The sequence below is a fragment of the Rhodopseudomonas parapalustris genome (genome assembly GCF_053772255.1).
In genome coordinates this window covers 96,763-119,933 of record NZ_JAMKBZ010000006.1, presented here as the reverse complement: position 1 = coordinate 119,933, position 23,171 = coordinate 96,763, and the positions used below count along the sequence as shown (strand labels likewise).

The 23,171-nt window shown below is 65.2% G+C and carries 21 protein-coding genes; 15 read left to right on the top strand and 6 right to left on the bottom strand.

Annotated features, from left to right (window positions below):
* The first annotated feature begins 7 nt into the window (after positions 1 to 7).
* From sufD to M9H71_RS07900, 9 genes are all read left to right on the top strand, one after another.
* Positions 8 to 1,321, top strand: a complete 1,314-nt coding sequence (gene sufD / locus M9H71_RS07940) for a Fe-S cluster assembly protein SufD (RefSeq protein WP_455404506.1) — start codon at positions 8 to 10, stop codon at positions 1,319 to 1,321.
* Entirely contained in the window at positions 1,318 to 2,565 is a 1,248-nt protein-coding gene (locus M9H71_RS07935) for a cysteine desulfurase (RefSeq protein ID WP_455404505.1), read from the top strand. Before sufD ends, M9H71_RS07935 begins: the two co-directional genes overlap by 4 nt.
* On the top strand, positions 2,562 to 2,930 hold the full coding sequence (locus tag M9H71_RS07930) for an SUF system Fe-S cluster assembly protein (protein ID WP_054163221.1): 369 nt from the start codon (positions 2,562 to 2,564) through the stop codon (positions 2,928 to 2,930). The genes M9H71_RS07935 and M9H71_RS07930 overlap by 4 nt, the downstream gene beginning before the upstream one ends.
* Positions 2,931 to 2,937: 7 nt before the next feature.
* On the top strand, positions 2,938 to 3,354 hold the full coding sequence (locus M9H71_RS07925; protein ID WP_455404504.1) for a VOC family protein: 417 nt from the start codon (positions 2,938 to 2,940) through the stop codon (positions 3,352 to 3,354).
* A 128-nt stretch (positions 3,355 to 3,482) separates the two neighbouring features.
* On the top strand, positions 3,483 to 3,854 hold the full coding sequence (sufA, locus tag M9H71_RS07920; RefSeq protein ID WP_455404503.1) for a Fe-S cluster assembly scaffold SufA: 372 nt from the start codon (positions 3,483 to 3,485) through the stop codon (positions 3,852 to 3,854).
* A gap of 163 nt (positions 3,855 to 4,017) precedes the next feature.
* A complete protein-coding gene (gene goxA, locus M9H71_RS07915) occupies positions 4,018 to 5,982 on the top strand; it encodes a CTQ-dependent glycine oxidase GoxA (RefSeq protein WP_455404502.1) in 1,965 nt (654 codons plus the stop codon).
* A 5-nt stretch (positions 5,983 to 5,987) separates the two neighbouring features.
* Positions 5,988 to 7,091: an NAD(P)/FAD-dependent oxidoreductase gene (locus M9H71_RS07910; protein WP_455404501.1), complete on the top strand. Its 1,104-nt coding sequence runs from the start codon at positions 5,988 to 5,990 to the stop codon at positions 7,089 to 7,091.
* Complete coding sequence (locus tag M9H71_RS07905) at positions 7,088 to 7,561, top strand: RidA family protein (protein ID WP_455404500.1); 474 nt, start codon at positions 7,088 to 7,090, stop codon at positions 7,559 to 7,561. The genes M9H71_RS07910 and M9H71_RS07905 overlap by 4 nt, the downstream gene beginning before the upstream one ends.
* Before the next feature lie 24 nt (positions 7,562 to 7,585).
* Positions 7,586 to 8,119, top strand: coding sequence for a TfoX/Sxy family protein (locus M9H71_RS07900; RefSeq protein WP_455404499.1), 534 nt, complete (start codon positions 7,586 to 7,588; stop codon positions 8,117 to 8,119).
* A gap of 9 nt (positions 8,120 to 8,128) precedes the next feature.
* Here the strand turns inward: M9H71_RS07900 and M9H71_RS07895 are convergent, their stop codons facing one another.
* From M9H71_RS07895 to M9H71_RS07885, 3 genes are all read right to left on the bottom strand, one after another.
* The gene (locus M9H71_RS07895; protein WP_455404581.1) at positions 8,129 to 9,163 is read right to left on the bottom strand and encodes a GGDEF domain-containing protein; all 1,035 of its coding nucleotides are present in this window, start codon (positions 9,161 to 9,163) and stop codon (positions 8,129 to 8,131) included.
* Between the two features lie 140 nt (positions 9,164 to 9,303).
* A complete protein-coding gene (locus tag M9H71_RS07890) occupies positions 9,304 to 10,704 on the bottom strand; it encodes a DEAD/DEAH box helicase (protein WP_455404498.1) in 1,401 nt (466 codons plus the stop codon).
* A 272-nt stretch (positions 10,705 to 10,976) separates the two neighbouring features.
* Positions 10,977 to 11,999, bottom strand: coding sequence for an AraC family transcriptional regulator (locus M9H71_RS07885; RefSeq protein WP_455404497.1), 1,023 nt, complete (start codon positions 11,997 to 11,999; stop codon positions 10,977 to 10,979).
* 324 nt (positions 12,000 to 12,323) lie between these two features.
* Between M9H71_RS07885 and M9H71_RS07880 the strand changes: the two genes are divergently transcribed.
* Complete coding sequence (locus M9H71_RS07880) at positions 12,324 to 14,009, top strand: methyl-accepting chemotaxis protein (RefSeq protein ID WP_455404496.1); 1,686 nt, start codon at positions 12,324 to 12,326, stop codon at positions 14,007 to 14,009.
* A 178-nt stretch (positions 14,010 to 14,187) separates the two neighbouring features.
* Positions 14,188 to 15,687, top strand: a complete 1,500-nt coding sequence (locus tag M9H71_RS07875) for a caspase family protein (RefSeq protein WP_455404495.1) — start codon at positions 14,188 to 14,190, stop codon at positions 15,685 to 15,687.
* A gap of 135 nt (positions 15,688 to 15,822) precedes the next feature.
* Here the strand turns inward: M9H71_RS07875 and M9H71_RS07870 are convergent, their stop codons facing one another.
* Both M9H71_RS07870 and parE read right to left on the bottom strand, forming a co-directional pair.
* Complete coding sequence (locus M9H71_RS07870) at positions 15,823 to 16,011, bottom strand: hypothetical protein (RefSeq protein WP_455404494.1); 189 nt, start codon at positions 16,009 to 16,011, stop codon at positions 15,823 to 15,825.
* 220 nt (positions 16,012 to 16,231) lie between these two features.
* Entirely contained in the window at positions 16,232 to 18,283 is a 2,052-nt protein-coding gene (gene parE, locus M9H71_RS07865; RefSeq protein ID WP_455404493.1) for a DNA topoisomerase IV subunit B, read from the bottom strand.
* Between the two features lie 455 nt (positions 18,284 to 18,738).
* On the opposite strand from parE, the gene M9H71_RS07860 reads away from it, so the two are divergent.
* Positions 18,739 to 19,269 carry a DedA family protein gene (locus M9H71_RS07860; RefSeq protein WP_455404492.1) on the top strand — a complete coding sequence of 177 codons (531 nt, stop codon included), beginning with the start codon at positions 18,739 to 18,741 and terminating at the stop codon, positions 19,267 to 19,269.
* A gap of 86 nt (positions 19,270 to 19,355) precedes the next feature.
* Positions 19,356 to 20,345, top strand: a complete 990-nt coding sequence (locus M9H71_RS07855; RefSeq protein ID WP_455404491.1) for an MBL fold metallo-hydrolase — start codon at positions 19,356 to 19,358, stop codon at positions 20,343 to 20,345.
* Between the two features lie 147 nt (positions 20,346 to 20,492).
* Here the strand turns inward: M9H71_RS07855 and M9H71_RS07850 are convergent, their stop codons facing one another.
* Complete coding sequence (locus tag M9H71_RS07850) at positions 20,493 to 21,038, bottom strand: DUF2087 domain-containing protein (protein WP_455404490.1); 546 nt, start codon at positions 21,036 to 21,038, stop codon at positions 20,493 to 20,495.
* Positions 21,039 to 21,486: 448 nt separating this feature from the next.
* On the opposite strand from M9H71_RS07850, the gene M9H71_RS07845 reads away from it, so the two are divergent.
* A complete protein-coding gene (locus tag M9H71_RS07845; protein WP_455404489.1) occupies positions 21,487 to 22,152 on the top strand; it encodes an FMN-binding negative transcriptional regulator in 666 nt (221 codons plus the stop codon).
* Positions 22,153 to 22,166: 14 nt separating this feature from the next.
* The gene (gene argC / locus M9H71_RS07840; protein ID WP_455404488.1) at positions 22,167 to 23,162 is read left to right on the top strand and encodes an N-acetyl-gamma-glutamyl-phosphate reductase; all 996 of its coding nucleotides are present in this window, start codon (positions 22,167 to 22,169) and stop codon (positions 23,160 to 23,162) included.
* Positions 23,163 to 23,171 lie beyond the last annotated feature (9 nt).

The following is a 23,171-nucleotide window of genomic DNA, read 5'->3' as shown; positions in this document are numbered from 1 at the left end:
CACGGTCATGAACATCGCAGTGGCGAAACCCGACAAGCCCGACACCGCCAGCGACAATCTCGCTGCGGTCAGCGCCCGCGTGCCGGGTGTGGGCAAGGTCGTCGACACCCGCCGTCAGGCGCTCGACATGTTTCAACGTATCGGGCTGCCACACCGGCGGATCGAAGACTGGAAGTACACCGACCTGCGCGCGCTGATGCGCGAGGTGCTGCCGCTCGCGGCGGCGCCCGAGGCCGCAGCGCTGGCGCGGGCTGAGACAGCCGCCAAGCTGCACGCGATCGACGGCGTTCGCCGTCTCGTGCTCGTCGACGGTGTGCTGGCCCCCGATCTGTCGGACCTTGCAGGTCTCGAAGCGGGGCTGTCGATCCGCAGCCTGCGCGAGGCGCTGCAGAGCGGTGACGATCGCGTGCTGTCGCTCGACACCGCCGATCCGATGGTGGCGCTCAACACCGCGCTGATGACCGATGGCCTCGTCATCGAGGTCGCGGACGGCACCACAGTGGCGCGACCGCTGCACGTCCTGCACATTGCTTCCGGTGGCGCACCGGCCGCGATGTTCACCCGGTCGCGGTTCGCGCTCGGCAATGCTGCGGTGGCGACGGTGGTCGAGAGCTACGTGGCGGGCGAGGGGGCTGCGACCTATCAGGTCCACGACGCCGCTGTGATCGCGATCGGCGACCACGCGCGCCTCGACTACGTGCGGATCGTCGAAGACTCCCGGGAAGCGTTCAACATCACTTCGGCGGCCGTCTCGGTCGGTGCGCATGCGCATTTCAACGCCTTCGGCATCACCACCGGCGGGCTGGTCAGCCGTTATCAGGCGGTGGTGACGGTGGCCGGTTCGCATTCGGACGTGCAGACCAACGGCGTCAATCTGCTGAACGGCAAGCAGCACGCCGACACCACGCTGGTGATGAACCACGACGTGCCGCATTGTGCCAGCCGTGAAGGGTTTCGGGCGGTCGTCGATGATCGCGGCCATTCGGTGTTCCAGGGCCGCATCAATGTTCGCCAGCCGGCGCAGCAGACCGACGCCAAGATGATGACCCGGGCTTTGCTGCTGTCCGACGACGCCGAGGTCGACAACAAGCCGGAGCTGGAGATCTTCGCCGACGACGTCACCTGCGGCCACGGTGCTGCGGTCGGCGCACTCGACGATTCCTTGCTGTTCTATCTGCGTGCCCGCGGTCTGCCGCAGAAGGAAGCCGAGGCGATGCTGATCCAGGCGTTCGTCGGCGAGGCGATCGAAGCGATCGCCGACGATAATTTGCGTGAGCTGGTGACCGCGGCTGCGGTGCGCTGGCTGGAGGCGAGGCGATGAGTACGCATCCGGCGGTCAGCAACGGCAGCTACGACGTTGCCCGCGTCCGCGAGGACTTTCCGGCGCTGTCGCTGGAGGTCTACGGCAAGAAGCTGGTGTATCTCGACAACGCCGCCTCGGCGCAGAAGCCGCGCCAGGTGCTGACGCGGATGACTCAGGCCTACGAGAGCGAATATGCCAACGTGCATCGCGGCCTGCATTACCTCGCTAACGCCGCGACCGAAGCCTATGAGGGCGGCCGTACCCGCGTGCAGCATCTGCTCAACGCAAAGCGGCCCGAAGAAATCATCTTCACCCGCAACGCCACCGAGGCGGTCAATCTGGTCGCATCGTCGTGGGGTGCGCCGAATATCGGCGAGGGCGACGAGATCGTGCTCTCGATCATGGAGCACCATTCCAACATCGTGCCGTGGCACTTCCTGCGCGAGCGGCAGGGCGCGGTGCTGAAATGGGCGCCGGTCGACGATGACGGCAACTTCCTGCTCGACGAGTTCGAGAAGCTGCTGACCGCCAAGACCAAGCTGGTCGCGATCACCCAGATGTCGAACGCGCTCGGCACCGTCGTTCCGGTCAAGGACGTGGTGAAGATCGCCCATGCCCGCGGCATTCCGGTGCTGGTCGACGGCAGCCAGGCGGCTGTGCATCTGGCCATCGACGTCCAGGACATCGATTGCGATTTCTACGTGATGACCGGCCACAAGATCTATGGTCCGACCGGCATCGGCGCGCTGTACGGCAAGTACGATCTGCTCGCCAAGATGCGTCCGTATTGCGGTGGCGGCGAGATGATCCGTGAAGTCGCGCAGGATTGGGTGACTTACGGCGATCCGCCGCATCGATTCGAGGCCGGCACGCCGGCGATTGTCGAAGCGGTCGGGCTCGGGGCGGCGATCGACTACGTCAATTCGATCGGCAAGGAACGGATCGCCGCTCACGAACACGATCTTTTGACCTACGCCGAAGAGCGGCTGCGCGAGATCAACTCGCTGCGCATCATCGGCGCTGCCAAGGACAAGGGACCGGTGATTTCCTTCGAAATGAAGGGCGCTCACCCGCACGATATCGCGACGGTGATCGATCGCCAGGGCATCGCGGTCCGCGCCGGCACCCATTGCGTGATGCCGCTGCTGGAGCGGTTCCAAGTCACTGCGACGTGCCGTGCATCGTTCGGCATGTATAATACCCGTGAGGAAGTGGACCAACTCGTCAGTGCGCTGATCAAGGCGCGGGATCTGTTCGCATGACCGATACGATCGAAGCCAAAGCCAACATGCAGACCGTCTCGGCGCTTCCGCCGGAGGAAACCGAGCGGCTCGGCACCGAAATCGTGGGGGCGCTCAAGACGGTGTTCGATCCGGAGATTCCGGCCGACATTTACGAGCTCGGGCTGATCTACAAGGTCGAAATCAAGGACGACCGCACCGTCGATCTCGACATGACGCTGACGACGCCGAACTGCCCGGCGGCCGCCGAGCTGCCGACCATGGTCGAGAACGCGGTGGCCTCGGTGCCCGGCGTTGGCGTGGTCAACGTCAACATCGTCTGGGAGCCGCCGTGGACGCCGGAGCGGATGAGCGACGAAGCCCGGCTCGTGCTGAATATGTGGTGAGGGCGGATTGGCTCTGCGTTTGAACGGCGTGATCGAAACGGCGCTGTATGTCGACGACCTCGATCGCTCCTGCCGCTTTTACGAAGACATCCTCATGCTGAGTCCGATGTCCAAGGATACGCGGTTTTGTGCATATGACGTCGGTGGACGCAGCGTGCTGCTCCTGTTCAAGCGTGGCAGTACGCTCGATACGGTCAAGCTACCCGGCGGCACCATCCCGCCGCATGACGGCAGCGGACCGATCCACATCGGGTTGTCGGTCGAGCGCGACCAGCTCGGCGAATGGGAAGCGCGCTTGACGGAGCATGACGTGGCGATCGAAGGCCGCACGGAGTGGCCCCGTGGCGGGTCGAGTATCTACTTCCGCGATCCCGATCGCCACCTGTTGGAACTTGTGACGCCATGTGTCTGGCCGATCCATTAGGCGGCACACGGCGACGACGTGGTAACACCTTTCGAAGTGGCGGTCGCGTCACTATCTGAAGGTCCGGTTAGTCGCCGGTGAAGCGGCGAAGTCTCCGGGCAGGCCCGGCAACAGGAGTGGGAAACACCATGGCTACGGCACGTCCTCGGCCTCAAGTGATGCGGCTCACCGATGCCGCGGCCATTCGGGTGAAGGAACTGATGGGGCGCGCCGACAGCGAAATTCTCGGCTTGCGCGTCGGCATCAAGAACGGCGGCTGCGCCGGGCAGTCCTATACGGTCGAGTATGCCCACGACATCAAGCCGAACGACGAAGTGATCGAGGACAAGGGCGTCAAGATCATGATCGATCCGAAGGCGGTGCTGTTCCTGCTCGGCACCGAGATGGACTACAAGGCCGACAAGATGCAGGCGCAGTTCGTATTCAACAACCCGAACCAGATTTCCGCCTGCGGCTGCGGCGAGTCGGTTGAGCTGAAACCAGCGACGATCGACGGCTGAACAGCGCGGCTGATTCAGCCGATAACATTCCGCGCTCCTCCGCTCGCAGCGCGCGATCCTTGCGAATTACGCCCCCAAAGCTCAAATCCCGTACTCCATTAAATGGGAATTAAGAGTTGGTCGCAGAATAACTCTCCTGCGAAGCATTTGCAGGGGAGGTGGCATGAAACGCCGTGACTTTCTGTTCGGGGCTGCGGCCGTCGGTTTAGGTGGGCCATTTCTGGCGAAGGCGGCGATTTCGTCGCTGCACGCTCAGCCGGCTGCTCCGAAGGGCGCGAAGATTGCCAAGGTGGCGATCTTTCCGGCGATCGGTTTCTCCCGCGTCGGCAATGCCGAGGATTGGTTCCTGGCGCCGGAAGTTCCCGGCCTGCTCGACGAACCCGAGGGTGGCTTCAAGGACAAGCAGGGCCGGATCAAGAAGCAGGTGCAGCGGTTCCGGCTGTTCGGCTACGACGATCAGGGGCGGGTGGTGCGCGAGCTCGACGGCGCTGATGGCGTGAGCTGGAGCGTGCACGTCGCCAATACCAAGGCCGCCTGGTACGGCTTCGTCAATGCGATGGATCGTGGCGAAACCGCACCCGGCGTTCCCGGCCCGCAGCGCAATGCGTTCATCCCTGCCGACAAGCGCGAAGCGATGCTGTGCATCGATGGCGGCAAGCTGGAGATTTCCGGCGCCTCGACCAACGCCAAGGGTGCAGACGACAAGTTTCGGATGAAGGGGCGGTTCTGGCAGACGCTCGACGTCTCGCTCGGCCACCTGCGCACCGACGACAAGGGACGCTTGCTGGTGTTCGCTGCGGACGGCGTCTCGCGCACCGCGCTGCCGCAGAATCCGGTGCGTGACTTCACCAACAACGATGGCTGGCACGACGATTGGGCCGACGGCTGGGTCAAGGCGACGGTGACCGTCGACGGCCGGAAGCTGGATTGCGATCCCGCCTGGGTGGTGTGCTGCGGACCGAAATTCGCGCCGCAGCTCGAGCCGATCGTGACGCTGTACGACGCAGCGCGCGAGGCGATGGTTGCGCTCGGCCAGATGCAGAGCCCGACCGACAAGGTGTCGTTCCGCCGCGACGTACTGCCGATCCTGCGCCGCGCCGGCGCGATGCAGTGGGTGGCGACGGCGTCGTTCCTCGGCGCCGCCTGGAACGATATCGGCGATTTGTCCAACCCGGCGACCATCGAGACGCTGGCCAAGCCCGGCGCCGACGCCAAGGCCGAGCGCAAGAAGGTGTTCGACGCATTCCGCAAGCCGGACGGTAGCGACCAGCGCGGCTACGCGATTCCGATCATGCTCGGCGACGGCGTCAACTATCAGGACAGTCCGCATGCCTGGCTGGCGCTGACTCCGACGCAGTATCGCGTGCTCGAACTCTGGGCCGACGGCAAGTTCGAAGCCGACTACGCCGATAAGAGTGCCGACTCGGTACGCACCCTCGACGATCTGCCGATCGAACTACGTCCTGAGGCGATGACGCGCGCCGCGCTCGATGCCTGCTCGGGCGGAGCGTTTCATCCGGGCGTCGAGATCACCTGGCCGATCCGGCACAAGGAGCTGTACCGCGGTCCGAACGAAACCAAGCTGCCGTTCCGCCTGGCGCTGTCGAACCGCAAGAGCCTGGTCCAGGACGTCGGATTTCAGCTCAATCCGGTCAACGTGTTCGCCGGTAATCCCGACAAGCCGGATCAGGGCAAGCCGATCGGCCCGCAGGCGCCGGGCGACCTGACGCGCTGGATGGGCGTGCCATGGCAGGGCGATGCGTTCAGCTGCCAGGCGGTGCTCACGGCCAGCGGCTTCCCGACGCCGGTGTGGTGGCCGGCGCTGCTGCCGGTCGATGTGCTACCCGAGGCGTTCTATCAGCAGATGATGCGGGACGACCTGACCGAGGAGGAGCGGCTGCGGTTCTATCACACGCGGGTGCCATGGGCCCGCGGCGCGGCTGGCATCGGTCTGCATGTCGAGGCGGGTTACACCGACGGCCTGCGCCGGATGATCGAGCTGTGGACGCAGATGGGCGTGGTGGTGCGCCGGCCTGGCCCGAAGGGGCTGCCGGGCGTTCCCGACCAGCTCTACGTCGAAGTGCAACGCGGTTCGATGGACATCGCGGCGCCGACGCTGCCGCGCTGATCTTGATGGGCGGAATTGCCGTGATCGGCGGCGGGCTGGCGGGACTCGCCGCCGCCCGCACGTTGGTGCTGTCCGGGCGGCGGCCGTTGTTGATCGCGGCCGCTCGCGACGTGGTCAGCCGAGGCGAAACCTTGTCGCCGGCGGCGGCGCAATTGCTCGACCGTTTGCAGTGGAGCGATCTGCTCGACGCCGACACAGCCGTTCCCAGTGAGGGGCGGTTTTCGGTGTGGGGCGATGCGACTCTGCGCCGGGGCGCGCTGGGCGAGGGCGGCGGCTGGCACCTCGATCGCGCCGGATTCGAGCTGCGCATGCGTGCCCGGTTGCAAGGTGACGGCGTCGACCGCGCTGCTGCGACTTGCACCTTGCTGGCGCATCACTGCGACGGGGTCGTGCTCGAACTCAGCGATGGCCGGGTGATTTTCGCCGACGCTGCGATCGATTGCAGCGGCCGAGTTGCATTGTCTTCAGGGACGGCCGCGGGGCGCCGGCGCACCGACCGCCTGGTCGCGGTGTGGCGTGTGCTCGATCTGCCGGACGACGCCGACCCCGCCGCTGCGACGCTGGTCGAGGCGGTCGTGCTCGGCTGGTGGTACATGGCCCCGCTGCCGGGGCGGCGGATGATGCTGGGGCTGTTTACCGACACCGATTTGCTGCCAGCGGGAGCGACGCAGGACGGCGCGCGCTGGACAGCGCTGGCTGCCTCGACCATCGCGATCGCGCCGCGGCTGCAAAGCCTGGGACTCGATGTGGTCGCACGCCATGCTCCGCCGCGTGTGGCGGCCGCTGCCACCGTCACCGCTGGCCGTCTGATCGAAGGCTGTGTCTTGCGCGCCGGCGATGCTGCTGCCGCTCTCGATCCGCTGGGGGCCAATGGGCTTGCCACCGCGTTGTGGAGCGGCGTTGCCGCCGCCGAGGCGGCCTTGACGCTGGCCGATGGCGACCGCGAGCGGGCGGATACTTACGAACGCGACTACCTGCTCGGAATTGCCCAGCATCTCGTCACCCAGCAGGCGATGTACGCCGCCGAGCCGCGCTTTTCCGACGCACCGTTCTGGCAGCGCCGACACGCTGTCCCATCCTCGCACGACAACCAGGAGAAACGGCCATGACACCCTCTCTGCGCACGCTGCTCACCGCCGCATTCGTCGTTGCCGCGCCGGCTTTGGCCGCCGCGGAGTCGAGTGCGGTCAAGATCATTGCGCCGACCGACAAGACCATCACGCCGAGCGGCACCTGGAGCATCGGCGCGCGCGCCGGCGACTTCGTGTTCATCGGCGGTATGCGCGGCACCGATCGCGTCACCGGCAAGATGGTCGATGGCGACGAGGCGCGGGTCCGGCGGATGTTCGACAACATGCTGGCGGCGGCGGAAGCGGCCGGTGCGACCAAGCACGACGCGGTGCGGCTGACTGTGTTCGTGACCGACGTCGCCAAGTATCGGCCGGTGGTCAACAAGGTGCAGAAGGACATCTGGGGCGACGGCCCGTATCCGCCGCGCACCGTGCTGCAAGTGCCGGCGCTCGACCAGGGCGACATCGCCGAGATCGACGGCACGTTCTACGCGCCGGCGAAAAAGTAAGCGCGTCCTGCGGGTTTCACGGCTATGCTGGTCGGCGGCGCGCCCGGCGCGCCGCCGGATCCGTCAGCGCTGCGAGCCGTCATGGACCGAGAATTTCTCACCGATCTGTTCGCACCGTTCGGTCCGGTGACGATCCGCCGGATGTTCTCCGGCTTCGGAATCTCGGCGGATGGCGTCACCTTCGCGCTGGTGATCCGCGACGCGATCTATCTGCGCACGGACGCCGACGGCGCAGGACGGTTCGAAGCCGAGGGCAGTCGGCCGTTCAGCTATGACACGCGTATCAGGACGGTCACCGTGGGCTCGTATTGGCTGCTGCCCGAGCGGCTCCTCGACGATCCGGATGAGCTCGCCGACTGGGCGCGAGCCGCCTTCGCCGCTGCGGAGCGCGCCGCGCTGAGCAAGGCCGCAAAGCGACGGCGTGCAGCGACGAAGACGGAGGTGGAGACGAGTAAGACCGAGAAGGCGACGCCTACGCGATCAAACAAGGCGAAGACAGCCAAGGCACGCAAGACACCCAAGGCACCTGCAACCAAGCGCCGCCGCGCGCCGCGCTAGCGGATCCCGTCAGGCGACCGCCGCCGGGGTCACGTTGGAGAACTCCGGGTCGGTCTCGCAGATCACCCGATTGCGACCATTGCGCTTGGCCGCATACAGACAGGCGTCGGCGCGGTCGATCAGCGTATCGGCGCCTTCGTTCGGCTTCAGCGTCGACACGCCCGCCGACATCGTCACCCGGCCGAGAATTTCGCCGGTGGACTTCTTCTTCAGTTCCTTCGACATCACCAGCCGGCGGATGTTGTCGGCGACGATGATCGCCTGGCGCAGCGGCGTGTTTGGCAGCACTACCGCGAACTCTTCGCCGCCGTAGCGCGCGGTGAAGTCCTGTCCCTTGATGCTTTGCTTCAACGTCATGCCGACGAGCCGCAGCACCTGGTCGCCGGTGAGATGACCGTAAGTGTCGTTGAACGACTTGAAGTGATCGATGTCCATCATCAGCAGCGACAGCGGCTGATGGCTGGCGGTCGCGTTGCGGATCGCCTCTGCGACGGCGCGGTCGAAGTGCTTGCGGTTGCCGAGGCCGGTCAGCGGATCGGTCAGGCTCTCGGCGCGGATCGCTTCCAGGCTGACCTGAAGGTTGGCGATCTCCTGCTTGGAATGCGACAGCCGCTCTTCCAGCGCAGTGTTGGTCCGCTGCATCTCGCGCGTCGCCGACACTAGGCGCTCGACGATCGCCGTGATCTGTTCGTGATCGGTGGCAGCCGACAGCTTGTCGCTTTCGCCGCGCAGGTCTTCGCCGAAGCTGGCAGTGCTGCCGAGCGTCTCGGCGAGCAGAGCCATGATGTCGTCGACCTCGGTGGCGACGCGCGCGCCGATCCGGTCGAGCCGGTCGGTCGTCTGGCCTTGCGACAAGTAATCGTCGTAGAGCTGGTCGAGATCGGCGTCGCTCAGGCTGCCGCGCTGCGTCAGCGTGTCGTTGATCGCCTTGTTCAGCTCCGGGTTGTAGCCGGTCGCGTAGATGTACCAGATCTCGTAGTTGCGCGGAACCGCGCCTTGCCGGAGCGCCTTGATCTGGGAGAGAGCCACCTCGGCATAGGCCATGGTGCGATCGTGGTCGTCCTGCTTCGCGGCCACCAGCCACCCTCCGATCCGGCGTTTTTCAACGCACCGCCCTGAAACGGCGTGAACCTACGGTCGGGGAGTGAAGGCGTGGTTAAGCGCCTTCTGGTTCCTGGCGCAGGTCAGCCCCGCGCGCGCACCGGGCGCAACAAGAACGCCGGCAGGTGCGAGTGATCGCCGGCTTCCGAGGACGTGTCGCGGGCCGGCGGTGCCGAGCCGAAAGAGGCGTGGGTCGAAGGCGCGGCCGGCGGGACGCTACGCGGTTCGCGCCGCGGCTTGCGCTCGCGCGGTTCGCGGTTCTCGCGGCGTGGCTCACGTTGCCGGCCTTCGGGCGCGGCGCGGCGCGATCGCGCCGGACGCTCGGTCTCCGGCTCGCCGGCGGTTTCGACTTCCACCGCAGAGTCGGCCTCGGCACGCGGGATCGCCTGGCCGATCAGTTTCTCGACCGCGGCCATCGACTTCTGATCCGACGGTGCGACGATGGTCATCGCAGTGCCGGCACGGCCGGCGCGGCCGGTGCGGCCGATGCGGTGGACGTAGTCGTCCGGATGATGCGGGACATCGAAGTTGAAGACGTGGCTCACTTCCGGAATATCGAGGCCGCGGGCGGCGACGTCTGAAGCGACGAGGATCGGCAGGTCGCCCTTGCGGAACGCCTCAAGAGCGGCGGTCCGCGCGGTCTGGTCCATGTCGCCGTGCAGCGCGCCGACGCTGAAGCCGTGGCGCTGCAGCGATTTCGCCAGAAGGGCGACCTCGCGCTTGCGGTTACAGAAGATGATCGCGTTCTTGAGATCGGTGGCGGCCCGGATCAGCCGACGCAGCGTCTCGCGCTTCTCGTGCGGCTCGCGGCCGCACGGCACCTGCGACTGCGTCACGGTGACGGCGGTGGAGGCCGGCTTACTGACCTCGATCTTTTCGGGATTGTGCAGGAAGGTTTCGGTGATGCGCCGAATTTCGGTCGGCATCGTCGCGGTGAAGAACAGGGTCTGCCGGGTGAAGGGGACCAGCTTGCAGATCCGCTCGATGTCCGGAATGAAGCCCATGTCGAGCATCCGGTCGGCTTCGTCGATGATCAGCATCTCGACGCCGGTGAGCAGCAGGCCGCCGCGTTCGGTATGGTCGAGCAGGCGGCCCGGAGTGGCGATCAGCACGTCGACGCCGCGGGTGAGTTTGAGATCCTGATCGCCGAACGACACACCGCCGATCAGGAGGGCCACGTTGAGTTTCTGGCCGGCGCCGTATTTGTCGAACTGTTCTTTGACCTGGGCGGCGAGCTCGCGGGTCGGCTCGAGGATCAGGGTGCGTGGCATCCGCGCTCGGGCGCGGCCCTTCTCCAGCAGCGTCAGCATCGGCAGCACGAACGCGGCGGTCTTGCCGGTGCCGGTCTGGGCGATGCCGAGGACGTCCTTACGAGCGAGGACGTGGGGAATCGCCTGCTGTTGAATAGGAGTGGGCGAAACGTAACCGGCGGCGGCGACGGCGGCTTGGACTTTCTCGGAAAGTCCCAGATTGGTAAAAGACATCGAGCCTCTGTTGTCGGGGCGCGGCCTGATCCTAACGCTTTCGGCCGGAACTCGGGGGCACGCCACTAAATCGAACCGCCGCATGGATTCTTCGAAAATCACTGTCACGCTCAACCCCGGAGCGGCTAGCAATCGTGCACGGGGAAGTCAGTTCGCGGACAGGCGGCTCAATCGGGGTACTGCTCGTCGCAATACCGGGCCGCTTTAAGCGCGGAACATAGGCCGGAATCGGCCAAAGTCAATGCGCCGGCACATGAAACGGCTGAAATAGCTTAATGTTTTTGCGATTCCGAGCCGCGGGCGGGGCGGCAACGGCGCAGCGTCTCGGTCGGCGATTCCCCGAACGCCTCGCGGTAATCCTGAGCGAAACGGCTTGGATTGGCGAACCCGCAGCGCAGCGCGACGCCGATCAGCGTGGTCGCGGCCCCGGTCTCCAGCAGCATTTTGGCACGGTGGAGCTTGGCGCGCTTGATGTAAGCCGACGGCGAGTAGCCGCGGTGTTTCAGGAAGGCGCGGGTGAGGGTGGAGATGCTGACCCCGACGATACGTGCGAGATCTTCCACGCTGATGTCGTCGTCGTGATGATTGTCGACGTAGTGCTCCGCCGTGCGGACGGAACGGGGCATGTCGTCGTTGACCGCGTTGGCGTTCTCCAGCAGATGGCCGAGATTGTGTTGGCTGCAATACAGCAGCGCGGTGATGCACGATTGCTCGAGATGGAGCAGCACGTTCTTCGGCCACACCGAGTAGCTCGCATCCAGTCGTGACGCGAGCAGGGTCGTGAGATCTCTGAACCCGAGATAGCGCGGCTCGTCGTTCGCGATCGCCGGTTCGAACAGGATCGGTTGCCGCGGCTTGAAGCCGAGCAGCGACGCGATCGTCCGCTCGAGCACCCGTTGCGGCATCCGCAGCAATAATTGCCGCGAGTTGCGTCCGAATTCGAGCTGGGCACTCACTCTCGGCGAACAAATGCACGCCGCGCCTTGCGACAGTTCGACGCGACGTTGACCGCTGGTGAGCAATGCCTCGCCTTCCAGGCAGAGATGCACCAGGGCGATCTCGCGCTTCGGGATGACAAGCTCGGTCGCGCCGGAACTGTGGACGAAGTACAAGCCGATATGTGGCAGCTCGGCGAGGTTGGTCCGCATGAAGAAGTCGTTGGGATTTGAGGCGATCATATCGACGCCGTAGCGGCGCAGGATGTCTCGCGCCTCAACCGGATCGTGGCTCCGCACCAGCGGAAAATCCTGCAGTAATTCCTGATCCGAATTTGAAACAACGCCTTCCGAATTCATCTGACTCTCACGCTGACTCCAGTGGATGGTCTCGCTATTTCGACCGTTGCGGCCGCTTTGTCGACCCGTCTCCCGGTTTTGTCCTAACTGACCGAATTTGTACTTACTCGTGATTAGCAAGACCCCTGATACAGCCGATGCTCGATGTTGTGTGTCGGGGCGTCGGCGTTGGAATGCCGACCACTTTGATCAATTCATGCATCGCGCGACATGTGTCGCGGGCTCGTGAGTTTATCGAAATTCGGCGCCGTCAGGGCTAACAACATCGACCAATGTGTGAACGTGCGTTGCGAGGGGTCGGCAAATTTTGGGGGGGTATCTGCCATGCAGCTTTCGAACGTGAAATTGCTCTACAAGATCCTCGGCTGTTTCTTATTGCTCAGTGTGGTCGTCGGATTCGGAATCTGGTTCGCCACGGCGAAGATGGAAGAGATCAATCGAACCTACGCGGCGATGCTCGAGAACGAAGTGCAGGGCATGAAGGCGAACTTTCGCGCCAATGCCCGCCTGTACAACTTCGGACGAATGTCATGGCGGATCATCGCCGAAACCGAGCCGGCCGAAATGCAGCGGCTGAGCCGCGAGATTGCAGCTAACCACAAGGAATTCAGCGAATTCGTCGCCCAGGCGAAAAAGGGCTTGCCGCAATTTGCCGCGGACTTCGACCGGATCGATCGAATGTTCGATGATATGATCCAGAAAGATTACGCCGCACTCGAGCGGGCCACAATGGCAAACGACAACGCCCTCGCAGTTCGCCTCGCGAGGGATCTCGCAAAACGCAATCAGTCCGTGCGTGAGCTTCAGCTCTCAATCACCAATAGGCTCGACAAGGAGCTCGGCGACCGCTCGCATGCCGCTTCCGCAGATGTCGCGAGTACGGTCAAGTTGACCATCCTGTTGGTCGGGGGCGGTTTCCTCGCCGTGCTGGCATTGGCATTCGCGATCGTGCAGCTCGGCATCGCCCGCCCGATCGGCCGGCTGGTCGGTGATCTGCAGGCGATGGCGCGCGGTCAGGACGTCGAGGTGTCCGGTACCGAGCGCGGCGACGAAATCGGCCAGACCGCCAACGCCGTCAACGACATCAAGCTGATGCTCTCCGAGAAGGCGAAGCAGGAAGCTCAGGCGAAGGCTGATCAGGATCGGATCATCGCCGCACAGCGCAAGCAGGAAATGGAAAAGTTGGCCCATCACTTCGAAGCCGCAGTCGGTGAGGTGATCCAGGCGGTATCTTCGGCTTCGAACGAGCTCGAGGCGTCGGCCACCACGCTGACGTCGAGTGCGCGGCGCGCGCAGGAGGTGACCACCTCTGTCGCTGCTGCTTCTGAACAGGCTTCGGCGAACGTTCAGTCGGTGGCGTCGGCCACCGAAGAGATGGCCTCGTCGGTGACCGAGATCAGCCGCCAGGTTCAGGACTCGGCGCGGATCGCCCACGAGGCGGTGACACAGGCGCAACGCACCAACGAGCGGGTCGCGGAGCTGTCGCAGGCCGCCACGCGGATCGGTGATGTGGTCGAACTGATCAACACCATCGCCGGTCAGACCAATCTGCTGGCGCTGAACGCCACGATCGAAGCGGCGCGCGCCGGAGAGGCCGGCCGCGGCTTTGCCGTGGTTGCGGCAGAGGTGAAGGCGCTCGCCGAGCAGACCGCCAAGGCGACCGGCGAGATCAGTCAGCACATCGGCGGCATCCAGGTGGCGACCCATGAGTCGGTGACCGCGATCCGCGAGATCGGCGCCACGATTTCGAAGATGTCGGAGATTGCCTCGACGATCGCATCTGCGGTCGAAGAGCAGGGCGCAGCCACTCAGGAGATCTCCCGCAATGTCCAGCAGGCGGCCCAAGGTACGCAGCAGGTGTCTGCCAGCGTGGTCGATGTTCAGCGCGGCGCCGGCGAGACCGGCTCCGCATCGACGCAGGTGTTGTCGGCGGCGCAATCCCTCGCCAACGACAGCAATCGGCTGAAGATGGAAGTCGGCAAGTTCCTCGAGACTGTTCGCGCGGCGTGAGCGCACCCAGCTACTCAAACGCGGCGCGGGCCTCTGCGAAGGGGCCCGCGCTTGTTTTGCGCTGGATCGTCTCGCATCGCTTGCCGCATTGCCGAAACCGGTTGAACCCGGCCCGCGTTTTGGTCGACTATGGGGCAGGCGGCCCGATCCGGCCGTATGGCTCATCGGGGAACTGGGAATGCGATCGCTGCGAGCGCGCGGGATATCGGCGGTCGGTCTGATCGCCGCGGTGCTGATCTGGTGTGCGCCGGCCGAGGCTGCCAAGCGGGTCGCGCTGGTGATCGGCAACGACGATTATCGCAAGGTTCCAAAACTGCAGAAGGCGGTCAACGACGCGCGCACCATGGGCGATGCGCTGCGGACCCTCGGCTTTCAGGTGATGGTGGCGGAGAACCAAACGCGCGCCGGGTTTAGCCAGAGCCTTTTGGCATTCGATTCCATGATCGAGCCGGGCGACACCGCATTCTTCTTCTATGCCGGCCACGGGTTCGAGATTGCCGGCCAGAATTTCCTGCTGCCGGTCGACGTGCCTGCCGCGACGGAAGGGCAGGAGGAACTGGTGCGCGACGCCTCGATCATGGCCGACCGCATCGTCGACCGGCTGCAGAACCGCGGCGCCCGTACCGCCATCCTGGTGCTCGATGCCTGCCGCAACAATCCGTTCGAACGCCGCGGCGTGCGAGCGCTGGCCGGGCGCGGCGGGCTCGCGCCGATGACCGCGCTGCCGGAAGGCGTGTTCTCGATCTTCTCCGCCGGTCCGCGCCAGACCGCGCTCGACCGGCTGTCGGACGCAGATAGTAATCCGAACTCGGTGTTCACCCGTGTTTTCGTCAAGCAGTTGCTCGATCCCGGCGAGAACCTAGTGCAGGTCGCGCAACGCACCCGCCGCGCGGTCAGCGAGCTGGCCGAGCAGATCGGCCACAAGCAGGTGCCGGTGTATTTCGACCAGATGGTCGATGACGTATTCCTCAACGGACCGCCCAAGGCGGCCAATGGCGTAGCGCCACCGAGTCAGGTGCCCGAGAAGGTCGCCGCGCTGCCGCCGGTGGCGCCTCTGAAGCCGCCGACCTCCGAAAGCCTGAACGCGCCGATCGCGAGCTTCTCGCGGCACAATGGCGGCTGGACCGTGGTGTTCTCGATCGCCGATCCGACGCTCGGCATCTCGTGGCGCATGGCGGGGGAAAGCGACTTCCGCGAAACCGGATTCATGGATGCGCTCGACCCGCGCACCCGCAAGCGATTGCCGAACCCGTCAATCCAATTGCCAGCGGACGCGCCGGCCTCGACCATCGAGGTGCGCTACGTCGATGCCAACGGCGAATTGCAGGGCCCGTTTCCGATCAAGTTCGAGCCCGAAGCGGCGTTGCTACGCGACCAGCGCAAGATCCTCGACATGACCGCGACGAGCTGGCTGTCGTTTCGCGACTACAATGGCCTCCTGGTCTACTACACGCATCTGATGTCGTATCGCTGCGCGATCCGCGAGGCGCGGATCGGTATCGACAGCGCTGTGCCCGACAAGGTGCTGAAGATGCCGGCCTGCGACATGCGCGACCCGGTCGCGATCCCGAGCAGCGCTACGCCGTATTTCAAGCTGCCGTCGACCGTGAAGTCGGTCTCGGTCGAGCTGACTTACCGCGACGGCAGCGTGTCGGAGATCAAGACGTTCCGCAGGTGAGACATCACGACGTGTGTCATACGCGGACTGGACCCGCGTCTCCATCGCGCGCGCTGCGCGCCAATGATCTATGCACTTCGAGAACGATGCACTTCGAGCACAATGGGTTACCGGGGCGAGCCCGGCAACGACGTCTCACACCTTGCGCGAAACGAAGATCAGCAGCAGCCCGCCGAACGCGGTCGAGGCGCCGTACCACATCCACTGCGACTGGTTGATCATGAAACTCTGGGCCGGCCACTGAATCAGGCCGGCGCCCTGGCCGGTCCAGACCAGGCCCACGAGAAGGGCGATGACGCCGATGACGAGAAAAAGTGTGCGCATCCGAGAATTAGGCCCTGTTTCGCTGGTCCGTACAAGACCCTTAAAGTCGCGGTTCGGGCCATGCCAGCGGCGCAGCATTTGGCATACGACGATCTCGATGTAGCGAAATTCCGGCTCGATCTGGAGAGCCGGCGAGACCAGACATTCGTGCCGCGCGACCTCGGAGCTGTTACCTATCGGCAGTGTCAGGTCGGCGGCTGCCGCCTGACACTGCCGGTTGTCACACGTCCAGCATCTCCTCGCTGGCGAATTCGGCCTTTTCCGAGATGAAGGCGAAGCGGGCTTCGGCCTTGGTGCCCATCAGCCGCTCGACCGAATTGGCGGTGCCGTCGCGGTCGTCGGGGAGCAGCACGACGCGTAGCATGGTCCGCTTGGCCGGATCCATCGTGGTTTCTTTGAGCTGTGCCGGCATCATCTCGCCGAGGCCTTTGAAGCGGCCTACATCGACCTTGGCGTTGGCGTTGAATTCCTTTTTCAGCAGCTCTTCCTTGTGGGCGTCGTCGCGGGCGTACACCGTCTTGGCGCCGTGGGTCAGCCGGTACAGCGGCGGGACGGCGAGATACAGGTGGCCCTCGTCGATCAGCTTCGGCATTTGCCGATAGAAGAAGGTGATCAGCAGCGAGGCGATGTGGGCGCCGTCGACGTCGGCGTCGGTCATGATGATGATGCGCGAATAGCGCAGATCTTCCTCGCGGTAGTTCACCCCGGTGCTGACACCGAGCGCCTGGATCAGGTCGGAGAGCTGGGCGTTCGCCACCACCTTGTCCTTACCGGCCGAGGCGACATTGAGGATCTTGCCGCGCAAGGGAAGCACGGCCTGGGTCGAGCGGTCGCGCGCCTGCTTGGCGCTGCCGCCGGCCGAGTCGCCCTCGACGATGAACAGTTCGGAGCCTTCGGCCGCGGTCGAGGTGCAGTCGGCCAGCTTGCCGGGCAGCCGCAGTTTCTTCACCGCGGTCTTGCGAGAGATTTCCTTTTCCTGGCGGCGGCGCAGTCGCTCCTCGGCGCGTTCAATGACGAAATCGAGCAGCTTGTTGGCTTGGACCGGATTGCCGGACAGCCAGTGGTCGAACGGGTCCTTGATCGCCTGCTCGACGATCTTCTGCGCCTCGGCGGTGGCGAGGCGGTCCTTGGTCTGGCCCTGGAATTCAGGTTCGCGCACGAACACGCTGAGCATGATCGCAGCACCGACCATCACGTCTTCGGAGGTGATCGAGGAGGCGCGCTTGCCCTGGCCGGCACGCTCGGCGTGGTCCTTCAGACCGCGGAGCAGGGCGCTGCGCAAGCCGGACTCGTGGGTGCCCCCGTCGGGTGTCGGGACGGTGTTGCAGTAGGACGACAGGAAGCCGTCGGCATCGGCCGTCCAGGCCACCGCCCATTCGCAGGCGCCATGCGCGCCATTGCGACCGGATTTGCCGGCGAAGATGTCCGGATGCACCAGCGTGTCGTTGTGGATCGCCGCGCCGAGGAAGTCCTTCAGGCCACCGGGAAAATGGAATTCATCCTCGGCCGGAACGTCCTCGATGCCCTTCAGCAGTTCCGGATCGCACTTCCAGCGAATCTTCACGCCGCCGAACAGATAGGCCTTCGACCGCGCCATCTTGAACAGCCGCTGCGGCTTGAATGCCGCCTTGGCGCCGAAAATGTCGGTGTCCGGCTTGAACCGCACCTTGGTGCCGCGGCGGTTGTTGACCTTGCCGAGGCTCTCGAGCTTGCCCTTGGGGTGGCCGCGCTCGAACACCATCCGGTAGAGCTGCTGGCCGCGCGCCACTTCGACTTCAAGACGCGACGACAACGCATTGACGACGCTGACGCCGACGCCGTGCAGACCGCCCGAGGTCTCGTACACCTTGCTGTCGAACTTGCCGCCGGCGTGCAGCGTGCACATGATCACCTCGAGCGCCGACTTCTTCGGAAATTTCGGATGCGGATCAACGGGAATGCCGCGACCGTTGTCGGAGACGGTGAGGAAGCCGTCGGCCGACAGCTCCACCTCGATGAAAGTCGCATGGCCGGCCAGCGCCTCGTCCATCGAGTTGTCGATCACCTCGGCGAACAGGTGGTGCAGCGCCTTCTCGTCGGTGCCACCGATATACATGCCGGGTCGGCGCCGGACCGGCTCCAGCCCCTCCAGAACCTCGATGTCCGCGGCGGTATAACCGTCCTCGGCGCCGCTCGGCTTAGCCGGCGCCTTGGGCGCGGCAGACTTCGGCGCGGCCCCGAACAGGTCGGTGCCGGATTTCGATTTGGAGCTCGCCTTCAATGCCTTGGCCATGAGTCCTGGAGTCTGTTCTGAGTTCGTGCGAACGGCCGAAGCCGTCCGAATCGCTGTGTTGCACTATGCCATGGAAGGGCTGCGGGTGTGACGCTGGGTCGAGACCCGGCCGGCGTGCGCCGCCGAGACGGGCGAGGCCGGGCCGAGCGGATGCGGATCCATCGAGGGCCAACCGGTCCGGCCGAGCATCGGGATTGCCATATAGGCGGCGCCGGCCGGGTTGGATAGAGCTGAGCCGGCCGGGAATTCGGTGGCGTGCAATATCATAATACCGGAGTGGCGTGTGCCTGATCGATCATCACCGGTCGGGGACATCGCGCCGCGCCAGGCTGCCGTATTGCGGCCATTCCGGTCTGGTCGGGAAGGGCGTGTCGCATATTGGACCGGCCATGGTCCGTGCTATTGCGACAGCTATGCGAAGGCCGCGTCGGGGGATGGCGGTCGACTGAAAGACGATGGAAGCCAACATCCACGACATTGCCGAGTTCGTGCGCCAGCATCAGGCGTGGGCCGCGCCTGTGGTCCTTGCGCTGGCGTTCGGCGAGTCGCTGGCGTTCGTTTCGCTGCTGGTTCCTGCCTGGGGCGCGCTCGTGGCGATCGGGGCGCTGATCGGGGTGTCCGGCATCAGCTTCTGGCCGGTCTGGCTCGCCGGCGGAATCGGCGCCGCGCTGGGCGATTGGGTGTCTTACTGGTTCGGCTATCGCTACAAGGACAACGTCGCCCGGATCTGGCCGTTGTCGAAATACCCGAGCCTGCTGCTACGTGGCGAGGATTTCGTTCGCCGATGGGGCGTGCCGAGCATTTTCATCGGTCGGTTCTTCGGGCCGCTGCGGGCCTCGGTGCCGCTCGCGGCCGGGATCTTCGAGATGCCGTTCTGGCCGTTTCAGATCGCCAACGTGCTGTCGGCGCTGGTGTGGTCGGCGGTGCTGCTGCTGTTCGGGGACGGGTTGTCGATCGGGCTCGGCTGGATGCTGCGGTCGGTCTGACGCGGCCGATCAAATGCGCGTCATGACGTGATCGCGCCATCGGTTGCGGCTTAGACTGCGCCGCAAACCACCAGCGAGGACACGCCATGGATTTGACCCGACGTCACGCCCTCACTGCAACCGTCGCGCTCGCGGCGGCACCGCTGCTGCGCAACGCACCCGCCCAGGCGGCGGCCCCGGTCGCCGACAAACAGGCGCCGAGCTACTATCGGTACCGGGTCGGCGATGCCCAGGTGAACGTGATCTCCGACGGCATCAACACCTTTCCGCTGTCCGACGGCTTCGTCACCAACGTCATGAAAGATGAGGTCAGCGAAGCGTTGGAAGCCTCGTTCCTGCCGAAGGACAAGGTCTCGATCCAATTCGCGCCTCTGGTGATCAACACCGGCGGCAAGCTGGTGGTGGTCGACACCGGCAACGGTCCCGGCGCGTTTGCGTCGAGCAAGGGCAATGTCGGCCAGTTCGCCGGCAACTTGGCGGCGGCTGGGTTCGATCCGAAATCGGTCGATCTGGTGGTGATCTCGCATTTCCACGGCGACCACATCAACGGCCTGCTCGATGCGTCGGGCAAGCCGGAGTTTCCGAACGCCGAGGTGCTGGTGCCGGCCGCGGAGTGGAAATACTTCATGGACGATGGCGAGATGAGCCGCGCGCCGTCGGGCCGGATGCAGAGCGTGTTTCAGACCGTGCGAAAGGTGTTCGACACCGGGCTCAACAAGAAGGTCACGCCCTACGAGTGGGGCAAGGACGTCGCGCCGGGTCTGCTCGCCGTCGAGACCCGCGGCCACACCCCCGGCCACACCTCATTCGTGCTGTCGTCCGGCGCCGACAAGGTGTTCGTCCAGTCCGACGTCACCAATCTGCCGGCGCTGTTCGTCACCCATCCGGGTTGGCACCTGATGTTCGATCAGGATCCGGCGATGGCGGAGACCACCCGTCGCAAGACCTACGACATGCTCGCCGCCGAGAAGATGCGGGTGCAGGGCTTCCACTTCCCATTCCCGGCGATGGGGCATGTCGAAAAGACCGCCGACGGCTACCGGCTGGTGCCGTCGCCGTGGAATCCGGTGATCTGAGACCGCCCTCGATCTTTGGCGTCTCGTCATTGCGCGCGCAGCGAAGCAATCCAGAGCTCAATGCAGAAGCTGGATTGCTTCGTCGCGGAGCCTGTGCTCGGACGGCGCGGAGCGCGGACCCGGGTGCGCCTTGCAATGACCGAGTTGTCAGGCCGCGAGCCGTGGGGCGAGGTGGCGGATCAGCGCCACGGCTTCCGGCGGCGGCTTCTGCTCGACGCGGCGATACACCCTGCCGTCGCGGGTGCGGGTCATCAGGCCGGTGTCGCACATCATGCGCCGCAGCAGCGCGTGATCGCCGAAGTCGTGATGTCCGAGCAGCAGCTCGTTGAGCTGTTTCTCGCTCAACTCGCGCGCCGCCGGCACGCGCGACCACAACACCCATAGGCAGAGCAGGCGATGGCTGGCCTTCTTCGGCCATCGTGTCAGCACGCCGCTCGCATCGAAGTAACGTACCGCCTGCGCGACCTTTTGCAGATCGGCGACCGGCTCCGGCTCGGGCTGACGTTGCAGCAGATCCTCGGCGTCGAACTGGGCGCGAAAATGCTGGAAGTTGCGATAGCCGGCCGATCGCGCCAGCAGGTTCAGCATCTCGACATGGCCGAGCTTGTGACCTTGCGCGTCGAGCTCGCGATTGAGCGCACGCGCCAGCGCGGACACATCCTGGATAGCAAATGGGAAAACAGTTCTGGTCATGACCTCATCCTCGATCGTGCCGAACGATGAATGTCGTTGGTCGCTGACTTACGACGGCGGCACGGGACAAGTGTCTGCCGATCGAGGAAACAGGCAGGTTTAGCCTCCCTCGCGGGACAGCGACGCCTTGGTGAACTGCCGACCAGTGCGCGGGAAATACAGTCCAACAGCGAGATTTGCAAGCTGTGCGTGCGGCACTCTTCATAATCGAGACCGAGATGCGCGCGCATCGCGGGTTGACCTGGTACGCAACCGCTCCTATCAACGCGACATGCTCAACGCGCTCACCACCGCCAAAGCCCGCCGCCGCATTCCCGCGGCATGGGTTGACGCGCGCGTCTGACAGCGTCGTCCCTGCCGCCGGTTACGGTCCGCGGCAGGTGAGCTTCAAATCCCCCTTACGCGCAATCGATCCGGCGGCTCCCGTTCAAACCAGGAGCCTTTACCGATGTATGCGCCACCTCAATTCAAGCCTGACCGGTCCACCTGCCTTGCGTTTGCGGCGGCGCGCGGTTTCGGCCTCGCTTGCGCCCATGACGCCGCCGGGCCGATTGCTTCCCCGCTGCCGTTCGCGATCCAATATGCCAGCGACGGCACTCCGCTGTTGTCGTTCCACATCGCGCGCAACAATCCGCTGGCGCACTGCGCCGACGCCCGGACCCCGTGGCTGATGGCAGTGACCCCCGGTTATGCCTATGTGTCGGCCGACTGGTACGCTTCGCCGGACCAGGTACCGACCTGGCTGTATCGCAGCGTGCATCTGACCGGTCCGGCGGCGGTGATGTCGGCCAGCGAGTTGGACGCACAGCTCTACGACGTCAGCGCGGTGTTCGAAAGCGCGCTGGCGCCGAAGCGGCCGTGGACCATGGCAAAGATGGCAGCCGGACGGCGCAACGCGATGAAGCAGGCGGTCGTCGGGGTGATGATGCGGGTCGACGAGGTGGCGGGCAGCTTCAAGCTCAACCAGCACAAGTCGGACGCCGATCATGTCGCGGTCGCCACCGCGCTGGCGCGCCAGCCTGACGCCGGCTCGCAGGAAATCGCGGCCGAGATGGTCGCGCTGCGGCCGCATCTGGATTACACCATGCCGGCACTCGCTGGCGAAGACGCTTGATCAAGGAGCGACAGATGACCCTGACGGACAGCACCAATCCAGGCCAGATGCAGGCTGCGAGCCGCAAGCCGGTGGTGTTCATCGACGGCGCCGCCGGCACCACTGGCCTCGGCATCCGCGAGCGGCTGGCCCGCCACGGCCAGGTCACCGTGAAGGACATCCCGGACGACAAGCGCAAGGATCCCGGCGCCAAGCGCGCGCTGATGGCCGAGGTCGATCTCGTTATCCTGTGCCTGCCCGACGATGCCGCCAAGGAGACGGTGGCGCTGATCGACGAGCTCGGCGCTTCGGGGCCGAAGGTGCTCGACGCGTCGACCGCGTTCCGCGTTGCGCCAGACTGGGTCTACGGCTTTGCCGAGCTGGCGCCGGACCAGGCCGACAAGATCCGCGCCGCCAAGAAGGTGGCCAATCCGGGCTGCTATCCGACCGGCGGCATCGCGCTGCTGCGCCCGCTGGTCGATGCCGGCCTGCTGCCCGCCGACTATCCGGTGACGATCAACGCCGTCAGCGGCTATTCCGGCGGCGGCAAATCGATGATCGCCGCCTACGAGGCCGGTACCGCGCCGGCGTTCGAGCTGTATGGTCTCGGCTTCGCCCACAAGCATCTGCCCGAAACCCAGAAGTACTCAGCCCTGTCGCGGCGGCCGATCTTCATCCCGTCGGTCGGCAATTTCCGGCAGGGCATGCTGGTGTCGGTGCCGCTGCATCTCGATACGCTGCCCGGCAAACCCGGCGCCACCGACCTGCATGCGGCGCTGGCGCAGCGCTACGCCGGCAGTACCTATGTGTCGGTGCCAACGCGCGACGCCGCGGTGTACGCCGGCGCCCGGATCGAGCCGGAAGCGCTGAACGACACCAACCAGCTCGAGCTCTACGTGTTCGGCAGCGACGCTCACCGCCAGGCGGTGCTGGTGGCCCGGCTCGACAATCTCGGCAAGGGCGCCTCGGGCGCCGCGGTGCAAAACATGCGACTGATGCTGGGCTTGCCAGACATCGGCGGGGCCGATTAACGGCTTGCC